Annotated in this window: 10 protein-coding genes; 9 read left to right on the plus strand and 1 reads right to left on the minus strand. The window is 70.6% G+C overall.

Annotated features, from left to right (window positions below; genetic code table 11):
* Positions 1–120: 120 nt before the first annotated feature.
* The 5 genes from QFZ67_RS26315 (at position 121) to QFZ67_RS26335 (ending at position 9,351) form a co-directional block, all read left to right on the plus strand.
* Positions 121–3,969, plus strand: a complete 3,849-nt coding sequence (locus tag QFZ67_RS26315) for an Rne/Rng family ribonuclease (protein WP_307663537.1) — start codon at positions 121–123, stop codon at positions 3,967–3,969.
* A 330-nt stretch (positions 3,970–4,299) separates the two neighbouring features.
* Positions 4,300–5,418 (plus strand): DegT/DnrJ/EryC1/StrS aminotransferase family protein, encoded by a 1,119-nt coding sequence (locus QFZ67_RS26320; protein WP_307663538.1) that lies wholly within the window; start codon positions 4,300–4,302, stop codon positions 5,416–5,418.
* A complete protein-coding gene (locus tag QFZ67_RS26325) occupies positions 5,415–6,431 on the plus strand; it encodes a Gfo/Idh/MocA family protein (RefSeq protein WP_307663539.1) in 1,017 nt (338 codons plus the stop codon). The genes QFZ67_RS26320 and QFZ67_RS26325 overlap by 4 nt, the downstream gene beginning before the upstream one ends.
* Before the next feature lie 11 nt (positions 6,432–6,442).
* A complete protein-coding gene (locus QFZ67_RS26330) occupies positions 6,443–8,071 on the plus strand; it encodes a glycosyltransferase (protein ID WP_307663540.1) in 1,629 nt (542 codons plus the stop codon).
* Positions 8,068–9,351, plus strand: a complete 1,284-nt coding sequence (locus QFZ67_RS26335; RefSeq protein ID WP_307663541.1) for a nucleotide sugar dehydrogenase — start codon at positions 8,068–8,070, stop codon at positions 9,349–9,351. Before QFZ67_RS26330 ends, QFZ67_RS26335 begins: the two co-directional genes overlap by 4 nt.
* A 141-nt stretch (positions 9,352–9,492) precedes the next feature.
* Here QFZ67_RS26335 and wecB read toward each other — a convergent pair whose 3' ends face one another.
* On the minus strand, positions 9,493–10,545 hold the full coding sequence (wecB, locus tag QFZ67_RS26340; RefSeq protein WP_307665973.1) for a non-hydrolyzing UDP-N-acetylglucosamine 2-epimerase: 1,053 nt from the start codon (positions 10,543–10,545) through the stop codon (positions 9,493–9,495).
* On the opposite strand from wecB, the gene QFZ67_RS26345 reads away from it, so the two are divergent.
* The 4 genes from QFZ67_RS26345 to QFZ67_RS26360 all read left to right on the plus strand — a co-directional run bounded on the left by QFZ67_RS26345 (position 10,480) and on the right by QFZ67_RS26360 (position 13,967).
* Positions 10,480–10,659, plus strand: coding sequence for a hypothetical protein (locus tag QFZ67_RS26345; protein ID WP_307666131.1), 180 nt, complete (start codon positions 10,480–10,482; stop codon positions 10,657–10,659). The two genes, wecB and QFZ67_RS26345, sit on opposite strands and share 66 nt — an antisense overlap.
* Before the next feature lie 410 nt (positions 10,660–11,069).
* On the plus strand, positions 11,070–11,900 hold the full coding sequence (locus tag QFZ67_RS26350) for a glycosyltransferase family 4 protein (protein WP_307663542.1): 831 nt from the start codon (positions 11,070–11,072) through the stop codon (positions 11,898–11,900).
* Positions 11,901–11,909: 9 nt separating this feature from the next.
* Positions 11,910–12,473, plus strand: coding sequence for a hypothetical protein (locus QFZ67_RS26355; protein WP_307663543.1), 564 nt, complete (start codon positions 11,910–11,912; stop codon positions 12,471–12,473).
* Positions 12,474–12,494: 21 nt separating this feature from the next.
* Positions 12,495–13,967: a glycosyltransferase gene (locus QFZ67_RS26360; RefSeq protein ID WP_307663544.1), complete on the plus strand. Its 1,473-nt coding sequence runs from the start codon at positions 12,495–12,497 to the stop codon at positions 13,965–13,967.
* The last annotated feature ends 28 nt before the right edge of the window (positions 13,968–13,995 follow it).

The following is a 13,995-nucleotide window of genomic DNA, read 5'->3' on the forward strand; positions in this document are numbered from 1 at the left end:
CATACATCAGCTCCCGTGCGGCGCCCGCGCCCCGGACGGCGGCACCGCGCACATCACGCGGGCCGTGGCCGGACCGGAATCAGGCGTGGCGCCCGGGAGCGTGACGGGAGAACCGCCCGCATGCTCGAGCCGAACGAATCCGGCACTGCCGGAGAGACCGAGAACAATTCACCCAGCGATACGCTGCCGCCGCGCCGCAGGCGCCGCGCCGCATCGCGCCCCGCGGGACCGCCGACGGCGGCCGCGGGAGCAACGGACGCCGTGGAAGACACGGACGTCACCGAGACCGTCGCCGCTGCGCCCGAGCCGGAGGCCCCCGCAGAGGAGGCCGCAGCGCCGCGTACGCGGCGCCGTGCGACTCGTAAGGCGACCGCGCCCGCCGGTGCGCCGCAGGCCGCTGAGGCTGCCGAGCCGGAGGCCGCCGCGGAGGAGGCCGCAGCGCCGCGTACGCGTCGCCGTGCAACCCGTAAGGTCACCGCGCCCGCCGAGACGGTTGAGACCGCGGAAGCCGCAGAGACCGCTGAGCCTGCTGAGCCCGAGGCCGAGGTGGCCGCGCCGCGTACGCGCCGTCGTGCCACCCGCCAGGTGACCGCCCCCGAGCCGGTCGTCGAGCCCGCTGCCGTCGAGCCCGCTGCCGTCGAGGCCGTCGCCGAAGAGCCTGCCGCCGCAGACGAGGCCCCCGCGCCGCGTGGCCGTGCCCGTCGCAGGGCGTCCGCGCCCGCCGGTGCGCCGCAGGCCGTGGAGACGGCCGAGGCCACCGAGCCGGAGGCCGCCGCCGAGGAGGCCGCCCCGACCGGCCGCACCCGTCGTCGGGCCGGCCGCAAGGCCACCGCGCCCGTCGGCGCCCCGCAGGCCGCCGAGGCCAACGGCGACGAGGCCGCCACCGAGGAGGGCGAGAGCCTGCCCGCCGACGCGGTCGCGCAGATCGCCTCCGACGAGGCCGAGGTCGCGGCCGCCGAGAAGGCGGCGACCCGGGGCCGTACGCGCCGCCGTGCCGCATCCCCCGAGTTCACCGCCCGCCCGGAGAAGGCCGAGAAGGCCGAGAAGGCCGAGAAGAGTGAAGCGGCCGAGGCGCCCGCGCGCGGCCGTCGTGCCGCCCGGCCCGCCGTGGCCGTCTTCCAGGCCCCGGTCTTCACCGAGCCGATGTTCCAGACCCCGGAGACGGCCGCCGCGGCCGCCGCCGCTGCCGTGGACACCGAGCCGGAGGAGGACGAGGACGTCGTCGAGCCGGTCGCCGAGACCGCCGCCCCGGAGCCCGCCGGCCGTCGCCGTCGTCGCCGCCGCGGTGAGCCCGCCGAGCCCGTCGAGACCCCCGCGCACGCCGCCCAGCAGGCCGAGCCCGAGGCGGAGACCGAGACCGAGCTGGAGCAGGCCGCCGAGGGTGAGGAGTCGGACGAGTTCGAGGACCGCCCCTCGCGCCGTCGCCGCCGTGGTGGCCGCCGCCGTCGCCGTGGCGAGCCCGCCGACGCCGACGAGACCTCGGAGGAGCAGGCCGATGAGGCCGCCGCCGAGGACATCCAGGAAGAGGAGGACGAGGAGGACGGCGAGACCGAGACCCCTTCCGCCGCCGGTACCTCCAGCAGCCGTCGCCGTCGTCGCCGTCGCCGTCGCAGCGGTGACTCCGCCGCCGAGGAGGAGACGGGTACGACCGACCCGGAGCGCACGGTGGTCAAGGTCCGCGAGCCCCGCCCCGCGCGCCAGAAGAGCGACGAGCCGTCCGACGAGGTGCAGTCCATCAAGGGCTCGACCCGTCTGGAGGCGAAGAAGCAGCGCCGCCGCGAGGGCCGCGAGCAGGGCCGCCGCCGCGTGCCGATCATCACCGAGGCCGAGTTCCTGGCCCGCCGTGAGGCGGTCGAGCGAGTGATGGTCGTCCGGCAGAACGGCGAGCGCACCCAGATCGGCGTCCTCGAGGACAACGTGCTCGTCGAGCACTACGTCAACAAGGAGCAGGCGACCTCGTACGTCGGCAACGTCTACCTGGGCAAGGTGCAGAACGTACTGCCGTCCATGGAGGCCGCGTTCGTCGACATCGGCAAGGGACGCAACGCCGTCCTGTACGCCGGTGAGGTCAACTTCGAGGCGCTGGGCATGGCGAACGGCCCGCGCCGTATCGAGGTCGCGCTCAAGTCCGGCCAGTCGGTCCTCGTCCAGGTGACCAAGGACCCGATCGGCCACAAGGGCGCCCGCCTGACCAGCCAGGTCTCGCTGCCCGGCCGCTACCTGGTCTACGTGCCCGAGGGCTCGATGACCGGCATCAGCCGCAAGCTGCCCGACACCGAGCGCGCGCGTCTGAAGACCATCCTCAAGAAGATCGTCCCCGAGGACGCGGGCGTCATCGTCCGTACCGCCGCGGAGGGCGCGAGCGAGGACGAGCTGCGCCGTGACGTCGAGCGGCTGCAGGCGCAGTGGGAGGAGATCCAGAAGAAGTCCAAGAGCGGCAACGCCCCGACGCTGCTCTACGGCGAGCCGGACATGACGGTCCGTGTCGTCCGCGACATCTTCAACGAGGACTTCTCCAAGGTCATCGTCAGCGGCGACGAGGCCTGGGACACCATCCACGGCTACGTCTCGCACGTCGCGCCGGACCTGGTCGACCGTCTGCAGCGGTGGACGAGCGAGACCGACGTCTTCGCGACGAACCGGATCGACGAGCAGCTGATGAAGGCGCTGGACCGCAAGGTCTGGCTGCCGAGCGGCGGTTCGCTGGTGATCGACAAGACCGAGGCCATGGTCGTGGTCGACGTCAACACCGGCAAGTTCACCGGTCAGGGCGGCAACCTCGAGGAGACCGTCACCAGGAACAACCTGGAGGCGGCCGAGGAGATCGTGCGCCAGCTGCGGCTGCGCGACCTGGGCGGCATCGTCGTCGTCGACTTCATCGACATGGTGCTCGAGTCCAACCGCGACCTGGTCATGCGGCGCCTGCTCGAGTGCCTGGGCCGGGACCGTACGAAGCACCAGGTGGCCGAGGTCACCTCGCTGGGCCTGGTCCAGATGACCCGTAAGCGGGTGGGCCAGGGCCTGCTGGAGTCCTTCTCCGAGACCTGCGTCCACTGCAACGGCCGTGGCGTGATCGTGCACATGGAGCAGCCGACCGCCGCCGGTGGCGGTGGCGGTGGCAAGCGCTCCAAGAAGCGCGGCCGCGGCGGTGCGGAGCATGTCCACGAGCACGAGATCGCTGCCGAGGCCGAGGCCGAGACCGAGACCGAGGCGGAGGTCGCCGCCGAGGTGGCTGCCCCGGTGACGCTGGCGGACACTTTCGTACCGGACGAGGAGCTGTACAGCAGCGCCGCGGAGGCCGAGGCTGCCGCTTCGCGCGGCCGTGGCCGCCGCCGGGCGACCCGTAAGGCGACCGCTCCGGCGGGTGCGCCGAAGGCCGCTGAGGCCGAGGTGGTCATCGAGGCCAAGACCGAGGCTCCGGTCGCCGAGCCGGAGGCCCCTGCGGCCCCCGTGGCTCCCGTGGAGGAGGCGGCCCCGACGGGCCGCGGCCGCCGCCGGGCCACCCGCAAGGCGACCGCTCCGGCCGGTGCGCCGAAGGCCGCCGAGGCGCAGGCCGCCGAGGCGGAGGTCGTCATCGAGGCCAAGGCTGAGACGTCCGTCGAGGCTCCCGGGGCCCCCGTCGCCGAGGAGGTTCCCGTCGCGGCCCCGCCGCGTGCCCGCCGCCGAGTGACCCGCAAGGTCACCGCCCCCGCCGGCTCGCCCTCGGGCGCGGAGGAGGCCGCGGTCGTCGTGGTGAGCAGCACCACGGCAGCCGAGACCGAGGCGGCGACGGCCGAAGAGGCCGCCCCGGCCAAGAAGGCGGCTCGCAAGACCGCGAAGAAGGCCACCGCGAAGAAGGCAGCCACCAAGAAGACGGCGGCCAAGAAGACCGCGGCGAAGAAGACGACCGCCAAGAAGGCCGGTGCGAAGAAGACCGCCGCGGCCGAGCAGCAGGCGCTGCCGTCTGTGACGGCGGCCACTGATAGCTGAACAGTTGATGAGCCCTCAGTGAACGGAACGTGTCCCACCTCGCCGGTCGCGGGGTGGGACGCGCTCTTTGTCTCCGAATTGATGCAGTGCTCTGTTAACAGCCCCGAAATTGACTAGGAAATCCCTGATAATGTGACGGCGGTCGCTGCCGGGTGAGGCCCCGTTCCGGAGACTACGGTGGGTGACCGGCCCGGTTCGGGACAAGACCGGTCCCAGATCCTCGGTAGGGCGTTGGCTTGCGCCGGAGGGGTGTGCGCGGCCTCGCGAGACGTCCGCTCCGCCCCTGACCTCTGCCACAAAGAGCTCTTGCGGTGTTCAAGGAGGACGTCCATGACGAGCAGCAATCAGCAGCCCATCCCCGCTGCCCGCCCGGTGATCGGTGAGGAAGAAATCGAGGCCGCGGTACGCGTATTGCGCAGCGGCAGGGTCGTACAGGGCCCTGAGGTCGCCGCGTTCGAGGAGGGCTTCTCGGAGCTCGTCGAGGGGCGCCACTGTGTGGCCGTCAACTCGGGTACCTCCGCGCTGCACCTCCTTCTGCTGGCTTTGGGCATCGGCCCGGGTGACGAAGTAATCGTTCCTTCATTCTCGTTCGCCGCATCGGCGAACGCGGTCCGCCTGGTCGGCGCCGATGTCGTCTTCGCCGACATCGAGCCCGGCTCCTTCGGCCTGGACCCGGCGGCTGTCGAGGCCGCCATCACGCCGCGCACCGCCGCGATCATGCCGGTGCACCTGTACGGCCACCCGGCCGCGATGGACAAGATCATGCCCATCGCCGCCAAGCACAAACTGGCCGTCGTCGAGGACGCCTGTCAGGCGCACGCGGCGGCGCTGAACGGCACCCCCGTCGGCGCGTTCGGCTCCGGCGGCACCTTCAGCTTCTACCCGACCAAGAACATGCACTCCCTCGAGGGCGGCATGATCTCCACGGGTGACGCCGAGATCGCCCGCACCCTGCGCCTGCTGCGCAACCAGGGCATGGAGCAGCGGTACGCCAACGAGATCGTCGGCGCCAACATGCGTATGACGGACGTCGCCGCCGCCGTCGGCCGCGTACAGCTCTCGAAGCTGGGCGGCTGGACCGAGCAGCGCATCGCCAACGCCGCGTACCTCACCGAGCACATCACCGCGCCGAACGTGCAGACCCCGACGGTCGCCGAGGGTGCGCGCCACATCTACCACCAGTACACGGTCCGGATCAGCGGGGACCGCGACGCCGCGATGGCGAAGCTCACCGAGGCGGGTGTCGGCAACGCCGTCTACTACCCGACCCCGATCCACCGGCTGAAGCCGTACTGGGAGCCGGACCAGAAGGCCGGCCGCAACTGGGACCTGCCCGAGACCGAGCGTGCGGCCGCCGAGGTCGTCTCGCTTCCGGTGCACCCTTCGCTGTCCGCGGAGGACCTCGAGCGCATCGTCGCCGCCGTGAACGAGCTTGGAGAGAACCTGTGACCACCGCCCAGGGACTGCGGGCCGGCCTGATCGGCCTCGGCTCGATGGGCCGCCACCACGCCCGCGTACTCGCCGGCCTGGAAGGCGTCGAACTCGTCGCCGTCGTCGACCCGATGGGTGACAAGAACGGCTGGGCGCAGGGCGTCCCCGTGCTGTCGACCGTCGAGGAGCTGATCTCGCTCGGTGTCGACTACGCCGTCGTGGCCTGCCCGACCGCGCTGCACGAGGAAGTCGGCCTCAAGCTCGCCGAGGCCGGGGTCGGCGCGCTGGTCGAGAAGCCCGTCGCGGACACCGTGGAGGGCGCCAGCAGGCTCGTCGAGGCCTTCGAGTCGCGCGGCCTGGTGGCCGGCGTCGGCCACATCGAGCGGTGCAACCCGGCGCTGCGCTCGCTGCGCCAGCGCCTGGAGGCCGGCGAGCTCGGCGACGTCTACCAGGTCGTCACCCGCCGCCAGGGCCCCTTCCCGCACCGCATCGCCGATGTCGGCGTGGTCAAGGACCTCGCCACCCACGACATCGACCTCACCGGGTGGGTGACCGGACAGACGTACACCTCGATCGCGGCGCGCACGGTCTCCAAGTCGGGCCGCCCGCATGAGGACATGGTCTCCGCCGTCGGCCAGCTCTCCGACGGCACGATGGTCAACCACCTGGTCAACTGGCTGAGCCCGCTCAAGGAGCGGTTCACCTCGGTCACCGGTGAGAAGGGCTGCTTCATCGCGGACACCCTCACCGCCGACCTGACCTTCTATTCGAACGCCGCCCAGGCCACCGAGTGGGAGGCACTGCAGGCGTTCCGCGGTGTCGCCGAGGGCGACATGATTCGTTACGCCATCCCGAAGCGCGAGCCGCTGCTGGTCGAGCACGAGCTCTTCCGCGACGCTGTCCTTGGCAAGTCCAACGACATCTGCACGCTGCGCCAGGGCCTTCGTACGGTAGAGGTGGCAGCAGCCGTGCTGCACTCAGCCGCCACCGGTACCACAGTCGATCTCTCCGCGCACGCCGCGGCCCAGTAGGGCGAGGAGCCTTGACCAGTCCTGATGTCACCGTCGTCGTCGCCGTGTACAACACGATGCCGTATCTGACGGAATGCCTTAACTCCCTTGTCGGGCAGAGCATTGGCCTGGACAGGCTTGAGATCGTGGCCGTCGACGACGGTTCCACGGACGACAGCGGGGCGGAGCTCGACCGCTTCGCCAAGAAGTACCCGGACACCGTCAAAGTGATCCACCAGGCGAACTCCGGTGGCCCGGCCGCGCCCAGCAACAGGGCGCTGGACGTGGCCACCGGACGTTACGTCTATTTCATCGGCTCCGACGACCACCTCGGCAAAGAGGCGTTGGCGCGGATGGTGGCCTGCGCCGACAAGCACGACTCGGACGTCGTGGTCGGCAAGATGGTCGGCACCAACGGCCGCTATGTGCACCAGGCGCTCTTCAAGAAGAGCAACCCGGACGTCAGCCTGTACGACTCGGCGCTGCCGTTCACGCTGGCCAACACCAAGCTGTTCCGCCGCGAGCTGGTGGAGCAGTACAAGCTGCGCTTCCCCGAGGACCTGCCGGTCGGCAGCGACCAGCCGTTCACCATCGAGGCGTGCGTGCGGGCCCGGAAGATCTCGGTGCTCGCGGACTACACGTACTACTACGCGGTGAAGCGCGGGGACGCGAGCAACATCACCTACCGCGCCGATCATCTGGCGCGGCTGCGCTGCACCGAGAAGATCATGAAGCACGCGGCCGGACTCATCGAGGCCGGGCCGCAGCGCGACACCGTCTTGGAGCGCCACTTCACCTGGGAGCTCTCCAAGCTCGTCAAGGCCGACTTCCTGGTGCTCGACCCGCAGACCAGGCGCGAGGTGTGCGGCGGCATCGCCGATCTGGCCGACGAGTACCTCACGGACCCACTGCGCGATTCCCTGCCGGTCACGCGGCGGGTCAGGCTCGCCCTGGCCCAGCGCGTCGCGGTGGACGAGCTCGTCGCGGCGATCGAGGACGAGGAGGCGAACGGCGCACCGCCGTTCCACCTGGAGGACGACAGGGCCTTCGCCCGCTACCCGGGCTTCAGGGACCCCGCGCTGAACATCCCCGACCGGGCCTTCGAGCTGATCGGGGAATCGGTGCCCGGCCGGCTGTCGGCCGGGACCGAGCTGGTCTCGGCCGAGTGGGAGCAAAGCGGCGACAATCTGTCCCTGGCCATCGCGGTACGCACCGGGCTGACCGGCGACACCGAGTCGGCCGTCATCCGCCTCGTCCAGGGCTCGATGCCCAAGAGCGCGGACAAGGCCGGCGCCCGCAGGCTGCCCGCCGGTCATGAACTCCCCGCCCCTGTGGGCGAGTTCACCCAGGAAGTCACTGCCGATTCAGCGGGCACGGTGATCCGTGCGCGCATCCCGATAGAGTCCCGCCAGGCCCAGCTGGGCGTGCGCCTCTATGTGGATGTCGCAGGCTGGACGTACGAGATCCCGGTGCGCGGCACGGACAAGCCGATGCCGCTTGCCCGGCGCTGGCGCAGTGGCACCCCGTATCGAGTGGCGGCGCGCGTGAACACCAAGGGCCGGATGGTCGTCCTGACCGGCCTGCTGTTCCCGCCCGAGAATAGATGGTGGTCGCGCGTGCGACCCCTGCTGGTCCGGTTGAAGAGGAAAGTAACCCGATGAATATCTGTGTAGTCGCGCTCGGCAAGATCGGGCTTCCGCTCGCCGTGCAGTTCGCCGCCAAGGGCCACCGGGTGATCGGCGCCGACGTCAACGAGAAGGTCGTCGAGCTGGTCAACGCCGGCACCGAGCCCTTCCCCGGTGAGCACGACCTCGACCGTCTGCTCAAGGAGACCGTCGGCGCCGGGCTGCTGACCGCGACCACCGACACCGCGGCCGCCGTCGCCGAGTCCGACGCCGTCGTGGTCGTCGTCCCGCTGTTCGTGGACGCCGACGGCGTGCCGGACTTCGGCTGGATGGACTCCGCGACCAAGGCGATCGCCGCGGGTCTCAAGCCCGGCACCCTCGTCTCGTACGAGACCACCCTGCCGGTCGGCACCACCCGCACCCGCTGGGCCCCGATGCTGGAGCAGGGCTCCGGCCTCACCGCGGGCGAGGACTTCCACCTGGTCTTCTCGCCGGAGCGGGTGCTCACCGGCCGCGTCTTCGCCGACCTTCGCCGCTACCCCAAGCTCGTCGGCGGCATCGACGAGGCCTCGACGAAGCACGGCGTGGAGTTCTACGAGCAGGTGCTGGACTTCGACGAGCGTGCCGACCTGGCACAGCCGAACGGAGTCTGGGACCTGGGCACCGCCGAGGCCTCCGAGCTGGCGAAGCTCGCCGAGACCACATACCGCGATGTCAACATCGGCCTGGCGAACCAGTTCGCCCGGTTTGCCGACAAGAACGACATCGACGTCAAGAAGGTCATCGAGGCCTGCAACTCCCAGCCCTACAGCCACATCCACCAGCCCGGCATCGCGGTCGGCGGCCACTGCATCCCGATCTACCCGCGGATGTACCTGTGGAACGACCCGGAGGCCACCGTTGTGCGCTCGGCGCGCGAGGCGAACGCCGCCATGCCCGAGTACGCCGTGGACCTGCTGGCCGCCGCCTACGGCGACCTGGACGGCGCGGGCGTGCTGGTGCTCGGCGCCGCCTACCGCGGCGGCGTGAAGGAGACGGCCTTCTCCGGCGTCTTCCCGACCGTCGAGGCGCTCAAGGCGCGCGGGGCCGTCCCCTTCGTGTCGGACCCGATGTACACGGCCGAGGAGCTCACCGCGCACGGTCTGACCCCGCACGAGGGCCAGACCGTCACCGCCGCGATCCTGCAGGCCGACCACGCCGAGTACCGCGAGCTGGCGGCCTCCGACCTGCCGGACGTCCGCGTCCTGGTCGACGGGCGGCGCACCACCGACCCGAAGCGCTGGGAAGGCGTACGCCGCGTCGTCATCGGCGGCTGAGGTACCCCTTTGCGCCTGAACCGGCGCGGCTCTCGCGGAGGTGGTTGCTCTTCGTGGGGGTTGCTCAATTGATGGCTGATGTGCCAGCACAAAGGGCCCCGGCCGCCTCAGTGAGGCGTCCGGGGCCCTTTGCCGTGCGTGCTAGCGCTTGTGCTGCTCCAGGAACTGCACCACGCGGTGGGCGGCCCTGCCGTCGCCGTAGGGAAGGCCGCGCTCGGCCGTGGGGGCCGGACGGGTGGCGATCTTGGCCCAGTCGGTGGCGTCCAGCTCGTGCGGGTTCGGGACCAGTTGGTTCCAGCCGCCCTCCAGCGTCTCGACCCACTCGGTCTCCGGGCGGATCGTGGTGCAGACGCGGTCCAGCAGGAACGCCTCCTTCTGCAGACCGCCCGAGTCCGTGACCACACCGGCCGAGCCGAGGACAGCGGCGACAAGACCGGCGTACGGCAGGGGCCTGCCCGAGTGCAGCGAGCCCTGGTTCAGCTTGATGCCGTGCTCCTCGGCGCGCACGACGAGGCGGGGGTGCGCCAGCAGGGCCACCGGCACCGGCAGGTTCGCGAGGGAGTCGATGATCGCCGCCAGGCGCTTCGGGTCGTCGGTGTTGTCCGGACGGTGCAGCGTCGCGAGCAGGTACGGCGCCTGGGGGTCGATGCCCTCGGGCAGCACCGGACTGGGGTGCTCGCCGGCCAGCACCGCGTCCCTGATCCGCAGGCACACGTCGACCATGACGTCACCGGCGAGCACGGAGCGCTTGCTGAGCCCCTCGGCCGCCAGGTGGCGCATGGCCTCCTCGGTCGGCGCGAGCAGCAGGTCGGCGGCGTGGTCGGTGAGGATGCGGTTGTGCTCCTCGGGCATCCGGCGGTTGAAGGACCGCAGCCCGGCCTCCAGGTGCGCCACTGGCAGGTGCATCTTCACCGCGGACAGCGCGCCGGCCAGCGTCGAGTTCGTGTCGCCGTACACGAGCACCCAGTCGGGCTGCTCGGCGTCGAGGACCGGGTCCATCGCCGTGAGCACACCGCCGGTCTGGGCGCCGTGGCTGCCCGAGCCGATGCCGAGGTGGACATCGGGGTCCGGAATGCCGAGGCCGGAAAAGAAGACGTCGGACAGGTCGGCGTCGTAGTGCTGCCCTGTGTGAACAATCACGTGCTGATGGTCGGTTTCCGCGAACGCAGCGGCGATCGGTGCGAGTTTGACCAATTGGGGGCGAGCGCCGACGACGCTGATGACCTTCACGGTGAACTGCTCCTCGATACCTTGGGATACGGGCCGTCGGCGGTGCCGAAGACCGAATTCCGTCCGATGATAAAGTGACGCCTCGACGTGTGCTCCGGGGAGGAAGTCGGTCATGAATCAGGCAGCATCCAGGGATGCGGCCGTAGTCACGCCGTGGTACCCCACACGTGAGCTGCCTTTCCGAGGATCTTTCGTCCAGGCAATGGTCGGTGCGACGGCCCCCGGCTGTGACAGCTTCGTGGTTTATCACTGCGACCCGTGGGTCGCGCCGATGGACGCCGCCACCACTCAAGCGGTGGAAGCGGCCGGTGGCAAACTGGTGATCCGCGCCGCGCACCGCGTGCCCACCGCCGGCGGTGCCGATCTGGTGCACTTCCCGGTCACCACCCCGCGCGGTCAGGACTACGGCGCCCAGTCCCGCAGCCATGAACGGCAGCTGCGCGCGGCCCTCGGCAACAAGCCCATCGACGCCCCCGTCGTGCACGCCCATGTCGGCCTGCCGAGCGGCTGGGCGGCCGTGCAGAACGCCCGTCCTGACGCGAGGGTCTTCGTCACCGAGCACGCCTCGTTCCTCGAGCGGGTCTTCCAGGGACCCCGAGGCCGTCGAGCTCTACGACGAGCTGCTGGCCCGGGTCACCGGCTTCTTCGCCGTCGGCGACAAGGTCACCGAGGTGCTGAGCAAGCAGTTCCCGCACCACGCGCACAAGATCCTTCGCATCCCCAACCCGATCTCCTTCGACGTGAGCCGCCCTGCCCCGGTCACCGAGCTGCGCAAGTGGCTGTACCTGGGCAGCATGGTCGAGCTCAAGGGCGTCAACTGGCTGGTCGAGGCCTTCGCCCAGTGCCACGCCCAGGATCCGACGCTGAAGCTGACGATGGTCGGCGAGGGCCCGCTGCGTAAGCCGCTGACCGCGCGGGTGGCCGAGCTCGGGCTGAGCGACGCCGTGGACCTGCCCGGTTCGATCCCGCACGAGCAGGCGCTCGACCTGATGCGCGAGCACGACCTGCTGGTCCACCCGAGCCGGTACGAGACCTTCGGGATGACCATCGTGGAGGGCATCGCCGCCGGAATGCCGGTGCTGGTGACCCGCTGCGGTGGCCCCGAGAAGACGCTGGCCGGTATCGAGGACGCGGCCGGCGAGCTCATTGATGTGGAAGAGAACGCCGAGTCGATCAGTGACGGCTACCGGCGCCTGCGCGACCGCTTCGACAGCGGCGGTCTGGATCTGAAGCGTGCCCAGGAGCAGCTGGCCGCGCAGTACGGCTACGAGGCCGTCGCCCAGGCGCACTACCGTCTCTGGTTCCCCGACTCCCCGTGATGGAGTGACATGCAGGTCCTGTTCCTGGCTCTCGGCGCCTCCCGCAAGCGGGCCGTGGTCGAAGAGTCGGCGGAAGTTGTGGCGCGCGGCGGCCGCGCCGTCGTCCTGGTCGGCGCGCGCAAGCCATGGCTCGACCAGGGCTTCGAGCCCGGCGTGGAGCTGGTGACGGCCGACGAGCTCGAGGCCCGCCATCTGCCGCGGAGGCTGGAGCGCCTGGTGCTCTACCGTGTGCCGAGGCTCGTCGTACGGGTCGCCGGCCGCGGGCCGCTGGCCGGCAAGGCGAAGCGAGCCCTCAAGGCGTACGAGCGCCGAGTGGCGGCCCGTGTCCACCGGCGGGTGTTCGTCCCGCTGCACCGCCGGGTGTGGCCGAAGATCTCCGACCGGCTGGTCTGGCGCCACTTCGGCCCGCGCAAGGGCCCGGAGCTGCTCGTCGTTGCCGATGCGCTTTCGGTGCCCCGCGCCGTACAACTGATTCAGGCGTGGGAGTCCGACGGCCTGGCAGTCCCCAAGGTCTGTTACGGCATCGACTCCGACGTGTCCCCGCAGACCCCGCAGACCTCAGCCGCTCGCTGATCTCAACACCGAGGAAGATCCATGAAGAACCGCAGCGACCGGCGCCCACGCGTGCTCTATCTGGCGTTCTACTTCCCGCCCTCCCGGGCGAGTGGCGTGTACCGAGCCAGGGCGACGGCCAACCACCTCGTAGAGAAGGGCTGGGACGTCACGGTCTGCGCGTCTCCGCTGGACTTCCTCTACAAGAGGATCGGCTCGGTGGACGAGGGTCTCTCGGAGACGGTCGACCCGCGTATCAAGGTCGAGCGGCCGTCGCTCAACCAGTACACCTGGCAGCAGGACCTGCGTGAGTTCAGCTGGCTGCGCCGCAGCTTCCCGCTGATGGCGAAGCGCGTGTACCAGTTCAGCCAGACGAAGCTGTTCCCGGAGCGCTACTCCTCGTGGGCCTGGGCCTCCGTCGTACGCGCGCTGAAGCTGCACTCCAAGAAGCGCTTCGACGTCGTCGTCGCCACCGGCAACCCGTTCGCGTCCTTCGGCGCGGCCTGGCTGTTCAACCGGCTGACGGGTGTTCCGTACGTCATGGACTACCGCGACTCGTGGACGCTGGACCTGTTCCACGACGAGCCGGCCTTCCCCAAGGGGCATATCGCCTGGGCCTGGGAGAAGCGGATGCTGAACAAGGCGGCCGCGTCGGTGTTCGTGAACGAGGCGCTGCGGGGCTGGCACGCGGAGCGGTACCCGGAGGTCGCGGACCGCATGATGGTGGTCCCGAACGGCTGGGACGCGGACGTCATTCCGGCGGCCCCCGAGCCGGCCGAGAAGCCGGAGCCCGCGGCGGCTGCCGGGACCGAGGCCGCTGCCGAGACCGAGGCGACTGCCGAGACCGAGGCGCCCGCCTTCGAGCAGCCTTCTGCCGAGGGACAGCGGCCGCTGAGGTTCGCGTACCTCGGCACGCTCACCGTCAAGCAGCCCGTCGAGGAGATGGCCGAGGCGTTCAAGATCGCCCGCCGTCATCCCGATCTGACGGACGCCGAGCTGCAGATCCACGGCCACCTGGGCTTCTTCAAGAACAGCCCGGCGACGCTGAAGAAGAAGCTCGGCCTGGACGACGAGGCTCCCGAGAACGGCGCCGAGGACACCGGACTGCGCTACTGCGGGCCGGTCTCCAAGACCGAGGTCGGCAAGGTCTACGAGGACGCGGACGTGCTGGTCTTCCTGGCCGGCGGCGGCAAGTACGTGACCTCGGGCAAGATCTTCGAGTACATGGCCTTCGGGCATCCGATCGTCTCGGTGCACGCGCCGGGCATCGCCGCCCAGGACGTGCTCGAGGGCTATCCGCTGTGGTTCAACGCCAACAGCCTGGACGTGGACGAGCTGGCGGCCTCGATGGTCGCGGCGGGCAAGGCCGCGCGTGATCTGACGCCGGAGCAGCGCGAGATCGCGCGCAGGCACGCGGACAGGTACCAGCGCGACGCTGTGCTCAAGCCCTTCGAGGAGCGGCTGCGGACCATCGTCGGCCGCGAGGACTCGTCCGAGGACCGAATCGAGGACTGATTCGGATCCGCCGACGGCGAAGGCCCCG

The sequence above is a fragment of the Streptomyces sp. V1I1 genome (genome assembly GCF_030817355.1).
Classification (GTDB): domain Bacteria; phylum Actinomycetota; class Actinomycetes; order Streptomycetales; family Streptomycetaceae; genus Streptomyces.

What these genes read in the sequence shown, in the direction of transcription:
- QFZ67_RS26315 (WP_307663537.1), top strand. Translation starts at nt 121, where the DNA reads ATGCTCGAGCCGAACGAATCCGGCACTGCCGGAGAGACCGAGAACAAT.
- QFZ67_RS26320 (WP_307663538.1), top strand. Translation starts at nt 4,300, where the DNA reads ATGACGAGCAGCAATCAGCAGCCCATCCCCGCTGCCCGCCCGGTGATC.
- QFZ67_RS26335 (WP_307663541.1), top strand. Translation starts at nt 8,068, where the DNA reads ATGAATATCTGTGTAGTCGCGCTCGGCAAGATCGGGCTTCCGCTCGCC.
- QFZ67_RS26350 (WP_307663542.1), top strand. Translation starts at nt 11,070, where the DNA reads ATGTCGGCCTGCCGAGCGGCTGGGCGGCCGTGCAGAACGCCCGTCCTG.
- QFZ67_RS26355 (WP_307663543.1), top strand. Translation starts at nt 11,910, where the DNA reads ATGCAGGTCCTGTTCCTGGCTCTCGGCGCCTCCCGCAAGCGGGCCGTG.
- QFZ67_RS26360 (WP_307663544.1), top strand. Translation starts at nt 12,495, where the DNA reads ATGAAGAACCGCAGCGACCGGCGCCCACGCGTGCTCTATCTGGCGTTC.